The sequence below is a fragment of the Streptomyces sp. Root1304 genome (assembly GCF_001426405.1).
In the GTDB taxonomy this organism is placed as follows: domain Bacteria; phylum Actinomycetota; class Actinomycetes; order Streptomycetales; family Streptomycetaceae; genus Streptomyces.
The window spans coordinates 266,403-284,967 of the sequence record NZ_LMEP01000005.1 but is presented as its reverse complement, the minus strand read 5'-3'; the positions used below and the strand labels follow the sequence as shown (position 1 = coordinate 284,967).

The 18,565-nt window shown below is 72.9% G+C and carries 14 protein-coding genes; 8 read left to right on the top strand and 6 right to left on the bottom strand.

Going from position 1 to position 18,565, the window contains the following annotated elements; genetic code table 11:
* Nucleotides 1–44 precede the first annotated feature (44 nt).
* The 7 genes from ASD33_RS10135 to ASD33_RS10105 all read left to right on the top strand — a co-directional run bounded on the left by ASD33_RS10135 (nt 45) and on the right by ASD33_RS10105 (nt 9,163).
* On the top strand, nt 45–1,235 hold the full coding sequence (locus ASD33_RS10135; protein WP_242426891.1) for an ROK family transcriptional regulator: 1,191 nt from the start codon (nt 45–47) through the stop codon (nt 1,233–1,235).
* 121 nt (nt 1,236–1,356) lie between these two features.
* Nucleotides 1,357–2,640: a sugar ABC transporter substrate-binding protein gene (locus ASD33_RS10130; RefSeq protein ID WP_056556823.1), complete on the top strand. Its 1,284-nt coding sequence runs from the start codon at nt 1,357–1,359 to the stop codon at nt 2,638–2,640.
* Nucleotides 2,641–2,654: 14 nt separating this feature from the next.
* Nucleotides 2,655–3,689: a sugar ABC transporter permease gene (locus ASD33_RS10125; protein ID WP_079044696.1), complete on the top strand. Its 1,035-nt coding sequence runs from the start codon at nt 2,655–2,657 to the stop codon at nt 3,687–3,689.
* A gap of 7 nt (nt 3,690–3,696) precedes the next feature.
* The gene (locus ASD33_RS10120) at nt 3,697–4,542 is read left to right on the top strand and encodes a carbohydrate ABC transporter permease (RefSeq protein WP_056556821.1); all 846 of its coding nucleotides are present in this window, start codon (nt 3,697–3,699) and stop codon (nt 4,540–4,542) included.
* 111 nt (nt 4,543–4,653) lie between these two features.
* Nucleotides 4,654–6,597, top strand: a complete 1,944-nt coding sequence (locus tag ASD33_RS10115; protein ID WP_242426890.1) for a cellulase family glycosylhydrolase — start codon at nt 4,654–4,656, stop codon at nt 6,595–6,597.
* Between the two features lie 141 nt (nt 6,598–6,738).
* Complete coding sequence (locus tag ASD33_RS10110) at nt 6,739–8,493, top strand: glycoside hydrolase family 35 protein (protein WP_056556818.1); 1,755 nt, start codon at nt 6,739–6,741, stop codon at nt 8,491–8,493.
* A 10-nt stretch (nt 8,494–8,503) separates the two neighbouring features.
* Nucleotides 8,504–9,163 carry an HAD family phosphatase gene (locus ASD33_RS10105; protein ID WP_242426889.1) on the top strand — a complete coding sequence of 220 codons (660 nt, stop codon included), beginning with the start codon at nt 8,504–8,506 and terminating at the stop codon, nt 9,161–9,163.
* Between the two features lie 65 nt (nt 9,164–9,228).
* On the opposite strand, the gene ASD33_RS10100 is transcribed toward ASD33_RS10105, so the two are convergent.
* The 6 genes from ASD33_RS10100 to ASD33_RS10075 form a co-directional block, all read right to left on the bottom strand.
* Nucleotides 9,229–10,857: an NAD(P)/FAD-dependent oxidoreductase gene (locus tag ASD33_RS10100; RefSeq protein WP_063991920.1), complete on the bottom strand. Its 1,629-nt coding sequence runs from the start codon at nt 10,855–10,857 to the stop codon at nt 9,229–9,231.
* 111 nt (nt 10,858–10,968) lie between these two features.
* On the bottom strand, nt 10,969–12,396 hold the full coding sequence (locus ASD33_RS10095) for an amidase (RefSeq protein ID WP_056556813.1): 1,428 nt from the start codon (nt 12,394–12,396) through the stop codon (nt 10,969–10,971).
* Nucleotides 12,397–12,480: 84 nt separating this feature from the next.
* On the bottom strand, nt 12,481–13,170 hold the full coding sequence (locus ASD33_RS10090) for an ATP-binding cassette domain-containing protein (protein WP_063991919.1): 690 nt from the start codon (nt 13,168–13,170) through the stop codon (nt 12,481–12,483).
* Entirely contained in the window at nt 13,167–15,041 is a 1,875-nt protein-coding gene (locus ASD33_RS10085; RefSeq protein WP_057573895.1) for an ATP-binding cassette domain-containing protein, read from the bottom strand. The genes ASD33_RS10090 and ASD33_RS10085 overlap by 4 nt, the downstream gene beginning before the upstream one ends.
* A complete protein-coding gene (locus ASD33_RS10080) occupies nt 15,038–16,279 on the bottom strand; it encodes an ABC transporter substrate-binding protein (protein WP_056556805.1) in 1,242 nt (413 codons plus the stop codon). The genes ASD33_RS10085 and ASD33_RS10080 overlap by 4 nt, the downstream gene beginning before the upstream one ends.
* Nucleotides 16,240–17,115, bottom strand: coding sequence for a branched-chain amino acid ABC transporter permease (locus ASD33_RS10075; protein ID WP_079044685.1), 876 nt, complete (start codon nt 17,113–17,115; stop codon nt 16,240–16,242). The genes ASD33_RS10080 and ASD33_RS10075 overlap by 40 nt, the downstream gene beginning before the upstream one ends.
* A 138-nt stretch (nt 17,116–17,253) precedes the next feature.
* Between ASD33_RS10075 and ASD33_RS10070 the strand changes: the two genes are divergently transcribed.
* The gene (locus ASD33_RS10070; protein ID WP_242426888.1) at nt 17,254–18,429 is read left to right on the top strand and encodes a helix-turn-helix domain-containing protein; all 1,176 of its coding nucleotides are present in this window, start codon (nt 17,254–17,256) and stop codon (nt 18,427–18,429) included.
* Nucleotides 18,430–18,565 lie beyond the last annotated feature (136 nt).

Sequence of the window (18,565 nt, the reverse complement as noted above, 5' to 3'; positions counted from 1 at the left end):
AATCAATACTGGAAGAAGTTATTTATTTGCTCTACGTTTCTAGCGTGTTTCGACCTCCCCCGCAGCCCTTGGTCACCGCACCCGCCGAGACCGCGGTGCTCGCCCTGCTCCTCGCCGAAGGACCGCTCAGCCGAGTGGAACTGGCGCGGCGCACGGGACTCTCATCGACCGCCGTCACCAAGGCCGCCAGGCCCCTCATCGACGACGGCTACCTGTACGAACTGCCGCCGGAGCGCACCGCACCCGGCGCGGGCCGCCCGGTCAACCCGCTCGCGGTCGACCCCGACCGGGAGTACTTCATCGGCCTGAAGATCAGCGTCGACCAGCTGTTCGGCGCCGTCTGCGACCTGCGGGCCGGCGTCCGGGCCACGGCCGTACGCCCGCTGGGCGCGTGCACCCCCGAGGCCGTCGCCCCGCTCGTCGCCGAACTCGTCGACGAACTCCTTGACAGCGGACCGGCTTTCCGGGACCGTACGCGTCACCTCGGTGTCGCGGTCAACGGAGACGTGGACCGCGACGGCGGACGGCTCCGCCACTCGGGACTCCTCGGCTGGCGGGACGTCCCGCTCGCCGAACTCCTCACCGCTGCCACCGGTCTGTCGGTCACCGTCGAGAACGACGTCCGGGCCCTCACCGTCGCCGAGCACTGGTTCGGCGAAGGCATCGGCACCGGATACTTCGCGCTGGTCACCATCGGCGCGGGTATCGGATCCGCCCTCGTCGTCAACGGGCGCCTGCTCAGGGGCGCCTACGGAGTCGCCGGCGAGGTGGGACACATCTGCGTCGACCCGACCGGTCCGCGCTGCCGGTGCGGGGCCCGCGGCTGCGTCGAGGCCATCGCCTCGACCGACGCGATCCGCGCCCGGGTCCGCCACGACACCGCGAACGCACACCTCACGTTCGACGAGGTCGTGCGGATGGCCCGCGACGGCCACGAGACGGCGCGCGAGGCCTTCGCCCGAGCCGGGAACGCCATCGGGACCGGCATCGCCGCACTCGTCAACGTCATCGGACCCGAGCGGGTCGTCGTCAGCGGTGAAGGGGTCGACGCCTACGACCTGGTCGGCCGTCACATCCAGGACGCGTACGCCGCTCAGGTCTTCGGCACCGCGGCCCGGTGCCCGCTGTCGCTCCGGCCGCTCCCCTGGGAGGAGTGGGCCCGCGGCGGCGCGGCCGTGGCCATCCAGGCCCTCTTCCCGCAGTACGCGGCCACTCCCACGGTCGGCGCCGGCTGAATCCCCACAGCCGTCACGTACGACTCCCTGGCCGTCGCCCTCCTCTGCCGGCAAGCACTGACGAAGGCGCCCGGCCAGGTAGCACATCCGCCCAGCACACACCCTCACAGAAGGACGGAACATGAGCGCACGCAGAGCCGAGCTTAGCCGACGCGGATTCCTCACGGGATCCCTGCTCGTCGCCGCCGGAAGCGTCCTGAGCACCGCCTGCAGCACCGATCCCACCGGCGGCTCCGCCTCCGGGGCGAAGACCACCCTCAACGTCTGGTACCACGCCTACGGCGAGGCCGGCACCCAGCAGGCCGTGCTCCGCTACGCCACCGCCTTCACCAAGGCCAACCCCGACATCGCCGTCAAGGTGACCTGGGTCCCCGGCGACTACTCCAGCAAGCTCAACGCGACCCTGCTCACCGAAGCCGCCCCCGACGTCTTCGAGATCGGCGACTTCAACGAGAACCTCGCCCGCCGGGGCCAGATCGCCGCGATCGACGACGTGTACGGCAGCGCCAAGGGCGACTTCAACAAGAACGCCGTCGAATCGGTCGGCGTCAACGGCAAGCTCTACGGCGTCAAGATGATCGACGACGTCATGATGCTCTACTACCGCAAGAGCGTCCTGGCGAAGGCCGGGATCAAGCCCCCCACCACCTTCGACGAGCTCGTCGCCGCCGCGAAGGCCCTGAGCACCAAGAAGAGCAAGGGCCTGTTCGTCGGCAACGACGGCCTCGGCGACTCCGGGACCCTCGCCGTCTTCTCCAACGGCGGCGACCTCGTGACCCCCGAGGGCAAGGTCGCGTTCGGCTCGGCCCAGGCCCTCGAAGCGCTGACCGGCCTGAAGCGCCTGCACGACGACAAGTCGCTGCTGCTCGGCTTCACCACGGACTGGGGCGACCCCTCCGCCTTCACCCAGGGCGTCGTCCCGATGCAGTGGTGCGGCCTCTGGGCGATGCCCGCCATCAGCGAAGCGCTCGGCGACGACTTCGGGGTCGTGCCCTGGCCCGCCTTCAAGACCGGCGCGGCCCCCGTCGTCCGCGTCGGCGGCTGGACCAGCTGCGTCAACGCCAAGGGCAAGAACACGGCGGCGGCCAAGAAGTTCGTCCAGTGGCTCTGGGTCCAGCAGGCCGACCTGCAGAAGGACTTCGCCGAGAGCTACGGCTTCCACGTCCCGCCGCGCGTCTCCGTGGCGGCCTCCGCGAAGAAGCTCTCCACCGGTGCGGCCAAGGAGTCCGTGATGCTCTCCCAGAAGTACGGGAAGCACTACCCCGGCACCTGGGACACCGCCGTGAGCAGCGCGTTCAACGCCGCCGCGGCGAAGATCGTCGCCGGTGACGGCGACCCGGCGAGCCTCCTCGCGGACGCAGTCAAGAAGGCCCAGGGCGAGATAGACAAGCAGCGCGGCGCGTGAACCCGGTGACCGACATGACACAGAAGCCCGGGAGGGCGGCGGACTCCGGTCCGCCACACGCCGGCGGGTCGCCCGACGCCGCCGGACCACGCGCGGGCCGGTCGTTCCCCGGCCGGGCCCGCTCCGGCGGGGCCCGCCCGACGCGTCCGCGCGTCGGCCGGTCCGGCTGGACCGCCTTCGTGGTGCTGACGGCGCCGGTCCTGATCGGCCTCGGCATCTTCAAGTACGTCGCGATCGGCTGGAGCTTCCTGCTCAGCCTCAGCGACGCACGCGGCACCATCGCCCTCGGCAACTGGGTCGGACTCGAGAACTACCGGACGCTCCTGGCCGACGAGGCCTTCCGGGGTTCCCTGGTCCAGATCCTGGTGTTCACCGCCTTCATCGTGCCGGTCACCTTCGCCGCCTCCCTCGGACTCGCCCTGCTCGTGCACCGGGTCCGGCGGGGCCGGGCCCTGCTGCGCACCACCTTCCTCATCCCGGCCGCCGTCTCCTACGTCGCCGCGTCCCTGCTGTGGAAGATGTCGCTGTTCAACGGCCTGCCGGCGGGCATCGCCAACACGATCGGCGGATGGTTCGGGGCGGAGCCCGTGGCCTGGCTGCAGTCCACATCGCCGCCGCTCTACTGGGTCGTCCTCGTCACCCTGCGTCTCTGGCTACAGGTCGGCTTCTACATGGTGCTCTTCCTCGCCGGCCTCCAGGCCATCCCCCGCGAGGTCAACGAGGCCGCCGCGCTCGACGGCGCCACCGGACTGCGACTGCTGACCAGGATCACCCTGCCGATGCTGCGGAACACCTCCGTCGCCGTGCTGATGCTGCTCTTCATCGCCGCCTTCCAGGCCTTCGACGAGTTCTACAACCTGTTCAGCATCGGGCTCTCCGGAGCCGGCACCGCCCCCGTACAGACCCCACTGGTCCACCTCTACAACACCGCGATGGGCAGCCAGAACTACGGCCTCGGCTCCGCCGGAGCCTTCCTGCTCACCGCCGTCATCGTCGGAGTGACGCTGGTACAGGGACGGTTCACCGGATTCGGCAGGAGCGGAGAGTGAGACGCGCATGACCACCCTGCCCGGACTGCCCCGAGCCGGCCGCCTCCTCACCCGCGGCCTGCTCATCGGCCTGCTCATGGCCGTCTTCCTCGCGCCCTTCTACCTGATGCTGCGCAACTCGCTCATGGACTCCCGGAGCCTGACCGCTCCGGAGTGGACGTGGTGGCCCTCCACCATGCACTTCGAGAACTTCACCGAGCTGTTCGGCGACCCCGCCGTCTCCATGGGCCGGGCGCTCGGCAACTCGCTGCTGATCGCCGGCATCACCGCACCCGTCTCCACCCTCCTGGCCTCCGCCGCCGGCTACGCCCTCGCCCGGATCCCCGTCCCCGGACGCGGCGTCCTGCTCGCCCTGGTGGTGGCGACCCTGATGATCCCCGGCTCGGTCACCTTCGTGCCGACCTTCGTAGTCGTCGGCTCCATGGGAGGCGTCAACACCCTCTGGGGCATCATCGTGCCCGGCCTCTTCAACCCCTTCGCGGTCCTGCTGTTCCGCAACTTCTACCTGCAGTTCCCGACCGAGATCGAGGAGGCCGGCCGGCTCGACGGCCTCGGCTGGTTCGGCCTCTACCGCAGGATCGCCCTGCCGAGCTCCGGAGCGATGCTGGCCTCGCTCGGCGCGCTGTCCTTCATCGACAGCTGGAACTCCTTCCTGTGGCCCCTGGTCATCGGCCAGGACCCCTCCGCCTGGACCGCGCAGATCGCGCTCTCCACCTTCCTCACCGCGCAGACGATCAACCTCCCGGGGCTGTTCGCCGGCGCCGTCGTCACCATCACCCCCCTGGTCGTCATGTTCCTCGTCGCCCAGCGCTACATCGTCGAAGGCATCGCCACCAGCGGCCTCAAGGGCTGACCCACCGAGCCCGGGGGCCGGGCCGCGAGCCCGCGGCCCCGCCCCCACGCCGCTCCCACGGACCGCACCACGAGAACAGGCTCATCCCCCCTCCACGACCAAGGAGACACCGTGCCACCTCGCACACTGCTCCGACGCGGGACTTCGGCCCTGGCCGTCCTGTCCGCGCTGCTTCTCGGCACCCCGGCCGCAGCCGCCCCCCTCCAGCCCACGGCGGCCGAGGCGGTGACACCCCCCGTCCCCCTCACCGGGCCGCAGCTCGCCGCGTCCTGGACGGCACCCCTCAGCACCCGCGGCCGCTGGATCGTCGACGCCGACGGCAACCGCTTCAAACTGAAGTCGGGCAACTGGGAAGGCGCCCAGGGCACCTGGAACGGCAGCGGCGACAGCAACGACGACGCCAACCACGCCCACACCATCAACGCCCACGACATGCCGCTCGGCCTCGACCGGGTCCCGATGGCCGAGATCATGGCCGACTTCCACCGGCTGGGCCTCAACAGCATCCGGCTGCCGTTCTCCAACGCCCTCGTCCACAACACCACCCCCGTGCCGGACACGGCCGTCGCCGCCAACCCGCAGCTGAAGGGGAAGACCCCCCTCCAGGTCCTCGACGCGGCCATCGCCGCCCTCACCGCCGACGGCTTCGCGGTGATCCTCAACAACCACACCACCACCTCCCGCTTCTGCTGCGGGCTCGACGGCAACGAGCGCTGGAACAGCAGCCAGACCACCCAGCAGTGGGTCGACGACTGGGTGTTCCTGACGAACCGCTACAAGGCGAACAAGCGCGTCGTCGGCACCGACCTGCGCAACGAGGTGCGGCGCGACACCTGGAACAACCCCAACTGGGGCTGGTTCGACGACCACGACCTCTACGCCGCCTACGAGCAGGCCGGGAACAAGATCCTCCAGGCCGACCCGGACATGCTCATCATCATGGAGGGCATCAACTGGTCGGGCATCCCGCTTGACGGAGTGGAGCACGGCCGTCCCCAGCTGAAGCCGGTGGCCAACCTCTCCCACACCCTGATCCGCTCGGACAAGCTCGTGTACGCCGCCCACTTCTACGGCTACACCGGCCCCGCCAACACCGGCGCGGGCAGCGGCCCCGGCTCCACCAGCGACCCCCGCTACGAGGACTTCACCCCCGAGCAGCTCGCCCAGGTCGTCGGCAACGAGGCCCTCTTCGTCACCCGGGACGGCCAGCACTTCACCGCCCCGGTCTGGATCAGCGAGTTCGGCGCGGCCGGCCGCGGCTCGACCGACACCAAGGAACAGACCTGGTTCCACCGCTTCACCGACATCCTCGTCGCCAACGACACCGACTTCGCGATCTGGCCCCTCGTCGGCTGGACCGACGCCTCCGGCGCGCAGATGGACAACTGGGCCCTGCTCGGATACGGCGCCGACGGCTCCCGCCAGGGCATCCAGGACGGCGGCGACTGGCGCGCCGACGACTGGAACCGGCTCGTCACCACCGGCAGGACCGGCCCCGTCGCCCCGGTCTCCCGCTGGAACATGCTCGACCTCGACCACGCCGACCACAACGCCTCCGCCACCATGCTGGCGAAGCCGGACTGGTCCCCCGGCAACCGCAAGGGCAACTGCCCGGACACCCAGCGCCTGGTCGGCATCGCCCGCAGCGACAGCCGAGGACTGTGCACCGACGCCGGCCAGCCGGCCAAGGCGACCGGCCCCTGGACCGTCGTGAGCGACGAGCGGTACGTCACCGGGGGCGACTGGGCGAGCGGCTACAACAAGCTCCAGTGCCCCGACCGCACCTTCGCGGTCGGCTACAGCGTGCGCTCCAACGCCATGTGGGCCCTGCTGTGCGCGCCCGCCACCGCCTCCCTGCCGACCACCGGCCGCGTGCTCTGGTTCAACAGCGGCGACAACCGCCCGGCCACCGGCGGCTCCACCGGCAGTGACTGGGCACCGGGCTACTACAAGGGCCAGTGCGGCGACGGCGAGTACATCGCCGGTGTCGCGTACACCTGGAAGTGGAACCACGGCGGCGTCCCCGACGCGCTGCTGTGCCGCCCGCTCGCCTAGGGCCTGTCTGGGGCCTGTCTACCCCTCGTGCCGGTCGGGCCGCCCCGCGCGGCCCGGCCGGCACGTCCTCTCTCCCCCCACGTCACACCCCCCACGCCCCCGACGGAACCCACCGATCCGCCCCCGAGGAGCACCACCGCCATGTCCCGACTGGAGATCGCCGACGACGGCTTCCGCCTCGACGACCGCCCGTTCCGGATCATCTCCGGCGCCCTGCACTACTTCCGCGTCCACCCGGACCAGTGGGCCGACCGACTCCGCAAGGCACGGCTGCTCGGCCTCAACACGGTCGAGACCTACGTCCCGTGGAACGCGCACGCACCCCGCCGAGGCGAGTTCCACCTCGACCGAGGCCTCGACCTGCCCCGCTTCCTCGACACCGCCGCCGCCGAAGGACTCCACGTCCTCCTCAGACCCGGCCCGTACATCTGCGCAGAATGGGAGGGCGGCGGACTGCCCTCCTGGCTGCTCGCCGACGAGGACCTCGTCCCGCGCAGCCGCGACCCCCGCTATCTGAGCGCCGTCGACGAGTACCTCGGCGCCCTCCTGCCACCCCTGCGCCCCCACCTCGGCAGCAACGGCGGACCGATCCTCGCCGTCCAGGTCGAGAACGAGTACGGCGCCCACGGCGACGACACCGCCTATCTCGCCGAACTCGCCGCCATGCTGCGCCGCCACGGCGTCGACGTCCCCCTCTTCACCTGCGACCAGCCCTCCGACCTCGCCCGGGGCGGCCTCGACGGCGTCCTCGCCACCGCCAACTTCGGCAGCCGCGCCGCCGCCGGTCTCGCGGCCCTGCGCGCGCACCAGCCCCGGGGCCCCCTCATGTGCGGGGAGTTCTGGATCGGCTGGTTCGACCGCTGGGGCGGCGTCCACGCCCGCCGCGACCCGGCCGACGCCGCCGCCGCGCTCGACGAACTCCTCGCCGCCGGGGCCTCCGTCAACATCTACATGTTCCACGGCGGCACCAACTTCGGCTTCACCAACGGAGCCAACGACAAGGGCACCTACCGCCCCACCGTCACCTCCTACGACTACGACGCCCTCCTCGACGAGGCCGGCGACCCCACCCCCAAGTACGCCGCGTTCCGCGAGGTCATCGCCCGCCACGCACCCGTACCCGCCGAACTCCCGCCCCCGGTCGCCCCCAAGACCGCGTACGGGCCCGTGGAGCTCACCCACACCGCCGGCCTCCTCGACCAGGCCGACGCCCTCGGCGTGCCCGAGGCCGCCGACCGGCCGCTGACCCTGGAGGAACTCGGTCACCCCTTCGGCTTCGTCCTCCACGAGACGGACCTGCCCACCCCCGGGCCCGCGCTCCTGCACGCGGAGCGGGTCCACGACCGCGCCCAGTTCTTCGTCGACGGACAACCGGTCGGCGTCCTCGAACGCGAGAACCACGAGCACGCGCTCGCCTTCACCGTGCCCCGCCCCGGAGCCCGGCTCTCCGTCCTCGTCGAGAACCAGGGCCGCGTCAACTACGGACCCGCGATCCGCGACCGCAAGGGCCTCCTCGGACGGACCACGGTCAACGGCACGGCGCCGGCCCGCTGGCACAGCCGCGCCCTGCCCCTCCACGACCCGGACGCCGTCGTCCACCGGCCCCACGACCCCGAGCGCCCCCCGGTGGGACCGGCCTTCCACCGGGGCACGTTCACCGTGGACGAGCCCGCGGACACCTTCCTCCACCTGGACGGCTGGACCAAGGGACTCGCCTGGATCAACGGCTTCCCCCTGGGCCGCTACTGGTCCCGGGGCCCCCAGACCAGCCTGTACGTCCCCGCGCCCGTCCTCAGGCCCGGCACCAACGACCTCACCGTCCTCGAACTCCACGCCACCGCCACGCGCCACGTCCAGCTGCGCGACACACCCGACCTCGGCGCCACCGAGGAGTGAAGGAACACCCGTGCACACCGAACTCCAGGCGGTCCTGTTCGACATGGACGGCACGCTCGTCGACACCGAGCGGCTCTGGCGCCGCACGGTCGAGGAGGAGGCCGTCCGCCTCGGACTCACTCTGACGGACACCGACCTCGCGTACGTCCTCGGCCGCGCCGTCGACGACTGCGCCGCGCACCTCGCCGCCCGCGCCCCGGGCCGCACGGAGACGGCCCGGCTCGGCGCGTCCCTCGAACGGCGCTTCACGGAACTCGTCCGCGGGGAGGTCGGCCCCCTCCCCGGGGCCGTCGAACTCCTTGCTGCCGCGCGTGCCGAGGGCGTACCCACGGCGCTGGTCTCCGCGTCCCCCCGGTCGGTCGTGGACACCGTCCTCGACACCCTCGGCCGGCACTGGTTCACGGTCACCGTGGCGGAGGGCGAGACCCCGCGCACCAAGCCGTTCCCGGACCCCTACCTGGCCGCCCTGACCGCCCTCGGCACCGCTCCGGGCTCCTGCGTCGCCGTCGAGGACACCCCGACCGGCGTGGCCTCCGCCGAGGCCGCGGGCTGCCATGTGGTCGCCGTACCCTCGCTGACCCCCGTCCCCCCGGCACCGCGCCGGACCGTCGTGGGCAGTCTGCTGGACGTGGACCTCGCCCTGCTCCGGCGGCTGGCCGCCACGCGGTGACGGACAGGGACGCATGAAAGGCCGGGGCCCCCGAGGGGGTCCCGGCCTTCGTCATCGGGCGGCCGTCAGCTCGTCGGCACGATGCCCAGGTCGGTGAGGACCTCGTCCGCCGCGCGCAGCCCGGACTGCGCACCGCCCTCCATGTACCCCGCCGCGAACTCGGAGGTGTACTCGCCGGCGAAGTGGGTGTTGCCCTGCCGGACACCCTCGTAGCCGCCGAACACATGGGAGTACCCGGTGGGCAGGCCCGAGTACGAACCGTAGGCGTACGGGTTGAGCGGCCAGGCGGCCAGGGTGGCCTTGCCCGTCCAGTGCGCCGTGATGCCGGGGAAGACCGGTTCGAGCTGGGCGAGGGCCGTCCGCGCGTACTGGGCGACCAGCGGGTCGGCCGCCGTGCGGAACGGCGTGGACGGGGTGAAGTCGTCGGCGTGGGGGCCGCCGGCGTACACCGTCAGGATGCCCTGGGCACCGGGCTGGGCCCGGCTGGAGTCCCACGAGGTCTGGTACCCGGTCTCGGTCATGGTGCTGCCGCTGGCCAGGCCCCACGGTCCGGCCGTGTTCCACGGACGGCCGTCGAACTGGAGCGACATCTTGACGTTGCGGCCCATCCGCATCGCGGCGATCGAGCCCAGCTTGAGGGCGTCGAAACCGGAGGCGGACAGGTCCAGCCGCTGGAGGACGCCGATGGGGAGGGCCAGCACCGTGTGGTCGACGGTCACCGTCCTCGTACAGCCGTCGGCGGTGAACGTCAGCTGCTGCCGACCGCCCGCCACCGCCGTCACGGATCTCAGCCGCCAGCCCTGGCGGACCGTGCCGGCCGGCAGGGCGGCGGCGATGGCCTGCGGGAGCCGCTGGTTGCCGCCCCGCAGGTGGTAGCGGGTGTCGCTCTCCCCGTACAGCGCGAAGGCGTTGGGCGTGGGCTGGTAGCCGAGCATCCCGAGGATGCCCAGTGCCGAGGAGGAGCGGGTGTCGGCACCGAACTCGGTGGTGTACGCGACGTCCAGCAGCTTCCCGAAGCGGGAGCCGTGACCGCCGGGCACCCGGGTCTCGATCCAGTCGTGGACGCTCATGTTCGACAGGGCCACCGCGCCGGGACTGTTCGCCGCGTTCCACGCGACCGGCCATTCGAAGGAGGCGAGATCGCGCTGGATCGCCGTCCGCACCCCCTTGAAGTCATTGCCGGCGTCCGCGTACGTGTAGTACCCGCCGCCGAAGCGGTACACCTCGGTGGAACCGGCCGGCTCGGCGGCCTTCAGGTCGTCCAGCGGCAGCCCGAACCGCTGGGCCAGCTGCTGCATGGTGGCGTGCCCGGTGTCGATGAGCTCGCCGCCCCACTCGGAGACCTGGCCGGCCGCCCAGTAGGCGCCGGCCGGCTGGGAGTACATCCGCCCGCCGACCCGGCTGTCGGCCTCGTACACGGTGCAGGCGATGCCGTGGTCGGCGAGGCGCAGGGCCGTGGTCAGCCCGGCGATGCCCGCGCCGATGACGGCGACCACGGGAGGTGTGGTGGCGGCGGCCGGGCCGGCGGCCCCGACCGTCGTCACGGCCGCGAGACCCGCGCCGGCGGCGAGCCCGCCGAGCAGGGTGCGGCGGGAGAGCCCGCCGGCGGGCGCGGAGCCGGCGGCGGGGGACGGGGCGGAGAGGTGCTCGGCGGCGATCCGGCGCAGCATGCGGGCCGGTGCGGTTCGTGCCATGAACGGCTCCTTCCAAGGGGGGGACGGTTCCCTGGGGATTCCACGAGGGAGGGGAACCGCAGCGGCGGTGGCGGGATGCCACCGCCGACGAGAGGGGCGCTCGCGGCGGTGTCAGCCGGCGAAGCGCGCGGGGCGGCGGTCGGGCCAGCCGTCGATCAGCTCCAGCTCGGCCGCGACCCGGATCAGGGCGGCCTCGTCCCAGGGCCCCGCGACGAGCTGGCTGCCGATCGGCAGCCCGTCCGCGGAGGTGTGGGTGGGCAGGCTCACGGCCGGCAGACCGGTGATGTTGCAGATCGCGGTGAACGAGATCATCTGCGTCTCGGTGGTACGGGGGCCGCCCGGGTCGCTGTTGGCCTCCTTGAGGAGGGCGTCCACCGGCGGCGGCGGGCAGGCCATGGTCGGAGTGAGCAGCAGGTCGAAGTCCTGGCCCCACTGCGCGCGGACCGCGCGGGACTCCTCGGCCAGCAGCGTGGCCGCCCGCGTGTACTCGCCGGAGTGCCGGCCCGCGGCCCGTTCCATCCTGAACCGCAGGTGCGGCTCGGCCAGTTCGGGGCGGTCGTACGGGGCGGCCCACAGCGCCGCGTCCAGGACGATCTGCGTGTAGCCGATGATGGCCCGCTCGCTGAAGAAGGACGGCGAGGCGGGGAAGACCTCGTGGCCGAGGGAGGCGAGCAGCCGGGCGGTGTGCTCGGCCGCCGCGACGCACTCGGGGTCGACGGGCAGGCCGGTGGGCGCCTCGGTGAGCAGCCCGATCCGCAGCCGCCCGCCGTCGCGGCCCGGCTCGTCGGCGTACGGCCGTTCCGGCGCGGGCGCCTGGTACATCGCGAGCCGGTCGGGCACGGACATGACGTCGAGCAGCGCGGCGGCGTCGCGGACGGTCCGGGTGATGGCGCCCTCGACCGTGGCGTGCTCCCAGCCCGGGACGTGCTGGGGGACCCGGCCCCGGCCGGGCTTGAGCCCGACGACACCGCAGGCGGAGGAGGGCATGCGGATCGAGCCGCCGCCGTCGTTGGCGTGGGCGACCGGGGCGAGCCCGGCCGCGACGGCCGCCGCGGCGCCGCCGCTGGATCCGCCGGAGGTGCGGTCGGGGTCCCAGGGGTTGCGGGTGGAGCCGAACCGGCTGTTGTCCGTGGTCGAGAGCAGCCCCATGTCGGGCGAGTTGGTGCGGCCCATCAGCAGGAAGCCGGCGTCGAGGAGGCGGCTCACCACGGGTTCGGTGAGGTCACGGGGACGGTCGTCGACCCCGTACGAGCCGTAGGTCGCGGGCTGGCCCTCGACCTGGGTCAGTTCCTTGACGGGGACCGGGACTCCGTGGAACGGGGGGAGGACGGCCAGGTCGTCGCCGGCCGCGTCCATGACGGCCTGCTCGGCGCGGCGGGCGGAGGCGCGTACGGCCTCCTCGTCGATCCAGGTGAACGCGGCCAGTTCGTCGTTGTGGCGGGTGATGCGGGCGAGATAGGTGTCGACGATCTCGACGGGGCTCACCTCGCGGCGGCGGACGGCGGCCGCGAGATCGGTGGCCGAGGAGAAGGGGTCCATGACGGTGACTCCAGGCGGGTGGGTGCGGAGGGGAGAAGGAGAGAGAGGGGGAGGGAAGGGAGGGGGGCGGGGAGCCCCGGCGGCTCAGCGGACCGCGAGGATCTCGTCGAGGCGGTCGCGCAGGCCGGGTCCGTTCGGCGCGTCGAGGACGACCCGCCCGGCCTCCATCGCCACCGCGTGGTGGCTGCGGTCGAGGAGCGCGCCGGCGTGCTGGTCCACGAGGAGGACGGCGACGCCCGCCTCGGCGATCGTGCCGAGGGCGTCCAGGACGTCCGTGACCACGGACGGCTGGAGCCCTTGCGTGAGTTCGTCCACCGCGATCAGGCTGCGGCCGGCCAGCATCGCCCGTGCGATGCCCAGTTGCTGCTTCTGGCCGCCGGACAGGCTCCCGGAGAGCTGCCCCGCCCGGTCGGTGAGCAGCGGGAACACCTCGTACGGGTCCACCGCCGGCGCGAAGTCGCGGCGACGGGCCAGCCGCAGGTTCTCGGCGACCGTCAGGGAAGGGAACACCCCGCGGTCCTCGGGCATCAGGGTGCCTCCGGCCCCGGCGAGCAGGTCCGGGCGGCCCGGGGGCAGCTTCCGTCCGTCGAGGACGACGGTGCCGCCGTGCCGGTCGGCGAGACCGAAGACCGTGCGGAGCAGGGTGGTCTTGCCGGCGCCGTTGCGGCCGATGAGGGCGGTGACCTCGCCCGCCCGTACGGTGAGGTCGGTCGGGTGGACGACGGCGGCCTGCCCGTATCCGCCGGCCAGCGCGGTCAGTTCGAGGCTCATCATGCCCCCAGGTAGGCGGCGCGGACCGCCGGGTCGGCGGCCACCGTGTCGAGCGGGCCGCGGGCGAGGACCCCGCCGCCAGCCAGCACCACGACCTCGTCGGCCAGTTCCCGCACGATCTCCATGTCGTGCTCGACCACGAGCATCGCGCAGCCCGTACGGCGGTTGACCTCGCGCAGTTCCCGGGTGAGCCGGCGGGCGTCGTCCGGGCCGAGCCCGGCGGCGGGTTCGTCGAGCAGCATCAGGCGGGGTGCGGCGACCAGCACCATGGCGAGCTCCAGTCGTCTTCGGTCGGCGAGCGGCAGGGTGCCGGCGGGCCGCACCCGGTCCTCGGCCAGGTCGAGGAACTCGGCGGGCAGTTCAGCAGTGACGGGCGCGTCCATCCGGGCGAGGTCGAGGTTGTCGGCCGGGGACAGCTCGGCGAGGACGCTGGGGATCTGGAACATCCGCCCGACCCCGAGCCGCACCCGCCGGTGGACGGGCAGCCGTGCCGCGTCCGTGCCGAAGATCCGCAGGGTGCCGGAGTCCGAGGCGAGCTGGCCCGCGACGACGCTCAGCAGGGTGCTCTTCCCGGCGCCGTTCGGACCGATCAGGCACACGCACTGCCCGGGGGCGACCGTCAGGTCCACCCCGGAGAGCACCTCCACGGGACCGAAGGCCTTGCGGACCCCGGAGAGGACGAGCGGGTCGACGCCGGCTTCCGTACCCGTGGATTCCACGGCTCCGGAGGACGCGGACCCGGTGTCCCCGCCTTCCGCACGGTCCTGTCCGTCGCCCGTTCGGGTACGTCCCCGGCCCGGGCGGCGGGCCGAGGCCGGCAGGCGGAGGTCGGGGCCGGGTCCCGCGAGCAGGCGGCGGGGGGCCGCCGTGAGCCCGCCCGGCGCGAGCCGGACGACCAGCAGGAACAGCGCGGCGAGCGCGAGCACGTACCAGCCCTGCCAGGTGGCGCCCAGGAACTGCTGGCCCACGGTGACGGCGACGGCGCCGAGGAACGGCCCCACCGTGGACTCGCGTCCGCCGAGCGCCAGCCAGATCAGCACCGAGGTCGAAAGACCGAGGCCGAAGACCGTCGGCGAGACGAGCCCGGCGACGGGGGCGTACAGCGCACCCGCGAGGGCGGCGACGGCGGCGCTCGCGCCGAAGGCGACCGAGCGGACCCACGGCCCGTCGACACCGCTCTGCGCTGCCCGTTCCGGATTGCGGGCCGCCGCGACGAGACGGGCGCCGAACCGGCCCCGGACGAGCAGCAGCGCGCACACCCCCACCACACAGGCGACGGCGCCGAGGGTGAAGTAGTACGAGGTGACCACGTCGGTGCCGGAGACGGACAGGCCGTTGGTGCCGCCGGTGACCGGGGTGAGCGTGGTCGCGGCCCGCTGGAGCAGCAGACCGACGCCGATCGTGAGCAGGATCAGCGGCGCGTCGGGCACGGGCGCCGCGAGCCCCACCCGGACGACGGGGATCGCGATGGCCACCGCCGCGAGGACCGCCGCCGGGACCGTCAGCGAGAGGGACAGCTCGTGCTCCTGGGCGAGGGCCACCGCGTAGGCGCCCAGACCGAAGAACGCGGCGTGTCCGACGCTCAGCAGCCCGGCCCGGCCCCAGCTCAGATCGAGGCCGTACGCGAAGAGGCCGTGGCACAGGCCCAGGGTCAGCGTGGCGAGGGCGAACGCGTCGAGGCCGAAGGGCGCGGCAAGCAGGGCCGCCGCGGTCGCCGCGGGCAGCACGACCCGAAGGGCCCGCCGCAGCCGCTCGCCCCGGGCCCCGGCCCCCGCCGCCCCCCTCGCCCCGGCCGGGACGAGGGGAGCGGCGGACGGGGAACCCGACCCCGCACCGGAGGGAGGCACCGCGGGGGGCACGGTGGAGGTGGTCACGAGCAGCCCTTCTTCGGGGTCTCGTCGGCGACCATCGGGTGGTTCTTCGTCACCTTGTAGGCGCCACCGCTGCCGATGGTGACCTCCTGCATGTCGGCCTGGAGGACGTGGTTCGCCGGGTGGAACCGGGTCCCCTTGCCCAGCGGGCTGTCGTAGCGGAACTCACCGATCGCCTTGTTGACGGCCTGCGGGTCGGTCGTACCGGCCTTCGCCGCCGCGCCCAGGAAGAAGCGGACGCCGAAGTAGGCGTTGCCCGCGACCTCGGGGATCGGCGCCTTCCAGTTGTACGCGGACCGGTAGGAGGCCGTGAACGCGCGGCTCTCGGCGTCCTCCAGACCGTCGCTCCAGCGGACCGTGTGGGTCCGGCCCTCGACCAGCGGGGCGAGCGCCGGATAGAAGTCGGCGTCCAGCGGCGCGCCCTCGTAGCCGAGGCCCGGGGTGAGCAGGCCGAACTGCTGCGCCTGCTTGCTGAACGTCACGGCGTCCGCGCCGACGACCATCGAGAGCACGAGGTCGGGGTCGGCCGAGCCGATCCGCTTGATCACGGGCTGCCAGTCGGTCTGGCCGAGCGGGCTGAACTCGGAGGCGACGGTCGTGCCACCCGCGTCCTTCACCAGCTTCTCCGCGATGCCCGCGTAGAAGCGCGGGTAGTTGTAGTCGGAGCCGACGACCGCGACCTTCTTGCCGTACTTCGCGATCAGCGCGGGCACGGCCGGGGTCAGCATCTGCCGGGTCGACTCGCCGAAGCCCCATTGGTACGGGAAGCAGCGCTCGGTGTCGCCGAGGATCGCGGTGCCGAAGGGCACCTTGGCCTCGTCGGCGACCCGGCCCACGGCCTCCGCCGTGTCACCGGTGATCGTGCCGAACAGCATCGTCACCTTGTCCTGCCGGATCAGCCGGCGGGCGAGCTGGGTGGAGTTGGCCGGGTCGCCCGCGTCATCGACGACGACGTACTCGACGGGGCGGCCGCCGATCCCGCCGTCGGCGTTCACCTTCTTGACGGCCAGTTCCAGGCCGTCGCGGAGCGCCGTGCCGACCTGGGAGACCGGGCCGGTCAGCGGCACGATCACGCCGATGCGGACCGGGCCGTTCGCCGCCGGGGCGTCGTCGGAGACGGCGGCCCCCTGGCAGCCGGTGAGCGAGGGGACGAGGACGAGAGCACCGGTCAGGGCGAGCGCCGCCGCCCGGGGAGCGCGCATCAGGCCGCTGCGGCGGGCGCGGGAGTACGACGGAACCATGCGGAGAACCTTCCGATCCAAGGACGCGAGCGCAGGGCGGCGATCGCGACGACGACGGCGTAGAACAGGGCTTCGGCGAGGGTGTCGGAGAGCCAGGTGCGCAGCAGCACCGACAGCGCGGAGACGAACAGGGCGGCGCCGGCGGCGGTGCCGAGCGCGCCCGGCCGACTGAGCAGCAGGCCGAAGAAGACGGGGACGAGAAGACCGAAACCCATGCTGGGGTTGACGGCGAGGACCGGGCTGTACAGGACGCCCGCCAGGACCGCGAGCAGACCACCGACGGTGAACGCGGCGGTCCGCAGCCGACGCGGATCGGTGCCGAGCACCGCCGCCATGTCCGGGTTGTCGGCGACGGCCCGCAGGGTCAACCCCCAGCCCGTGCGGCGGGCCAGGACGAGTACCAGACAGACGACCGCGGTCGCCGTCAGCGCGCAGACCAGCCGGTACGCGGGGTACGGGGTGCCCAGGACGGAGACGGTGCCCTCCACGGGCACGGCGACCGTCCGCGACGTGCCGGTGAACAGCAGCTCGGCGCCCTGGCGCAGGGCCATGCCCAGACCCCAGGTGACGAGCATCGACGACAGGCCGTCGAGGACGGCCCCCCGCAGCAGCAGCCGCTCCATGACCAGCAGCAGCGGGGCACCGACGGCGAGCGCGATCAGGGTGCGCACGCCGAACGGGGCCGCGGTGACGGTGGCGGCGACGTAGGCGCCGGCCATGGCGAGATCACCCTGGGCCAGATTGACGACTCGGGTCGCCGCGAAGATCACCGCGATGCCGACGGTGAGCAGCCCATATAGGCCGAACTGGCCGAGAATTGCCAGAAGTACATCCACCTGTTATCGCCTCTGTGCTTCCGGGGTCGGCGGGGACTCTGCGAGCATCTGGCAATCCCGCGGCGGACACTGGTCCGGCAGCGCAGACTTCTGTGCCCGTAGCGCGTGGACCTGGCACGGAGCGGAGGAGGATGCGGCATGCCGCTGGAACGACGGGACGACGGGACCCTGGTATTCGGGTACCTGGACACCGCGTCGGAGGACCGGGCGGGCGCCTTCGACACGGTTCTGGTCCGGGCGGGGGACCAGGACGGGAGCGACTCGCTCCTCGGGGTCCCCGGGGCCGCCGGGATGGCCGGATTCGCCGGGGCTGCCGGTGTCGGCGGTTCGGGCGGATTCGGGGGATCCGGGGGATTCGGCCGGGTCGGTGGTGCCGGCGGTGTCGGCGGTGACCGGGAAGGTGGGCACGGGGTCGGGCACGGGATCGGGAGTGGAGGCGGGGGCGGAAGCCGGGAGGGCTACACGGCCGAGCTGCGCCCCTGCAGCTTCGGCGCGTTGAGCGGCTGCCACATCAGCGGCGAGGAGCGCGTCCGGGTCCTGCCCCGGCCCTCCCCGGCCGCCCCCCGGTCCGGCCACCTGCTCGGCTTCCTCGTGTCGGGGAGCGGGGCGCTCGAACAGGACGGACGACGGGCGGACCTGGCACCGGGCGAGTTCGTCCTCTACACCGGCGCGCGCCCGTTCCAACTGGACCTCGACGCCGCCCACCGGTACTTCGTGCTCTCGCTCGACCCGGGCACGGCCGGACTGCTGAACGCCGCCGACGGCCCGGCCCCCCGCGCCCTCACCGCCAACGCCGAACTGCCCCGGTCGCCGAGCGGCCGGGTCCTGGCCGCGGTGCTCGGGGAGCTCGCCTCCCGAGACCGGGGGTTCGGCCCGCTGGCGAGCCGCGAGATGGGCGAGCACGTCTCGGGGATCCTGCGCACCCTGCTGCGCGAGACCGCCGCCGCCGGGACCGCGACGGCCGGGCAGGGCGGAGCGGCCAGGACGCTGGAGCGGATCCTCGGGTACATCGACGACCGGCTCGCCGAGGACCTGTCGCCGGGCGCGGTCGCGGCGGCGCACCACATCTCGGTACGGCACCTGCACGCGCTGTTCCGGGAGTCGGGCGTCACCGTCGGGGACCACGTACGGCAGCGGCGGCTCGAACGGATCCGGCGTGACCTCGTCGATCCGGACCTCGCCCACCTGCCCGCGTACGTGCTGGCCGCGCGCTGGGGATTCGGCGAGGCCAGCCACTTCAGCCGGGTGTTCCGGGCCGAGTTCGGCCTCTCGCCCCGGGCGGTACGGGAGCAGGCGCGCACTCCCTACCGTTGACGTGGACACGCCGTACCTGATCTCTTGGGCCGGTGCCGGTGGGCCCCGGGCGTACGTCCGGGGCGTGGCCGGGTGTGTAAACCGCTACATACATCGGGCCGGCGCGTCGCGATCCTGGACGTGTCGGTACGTCGTG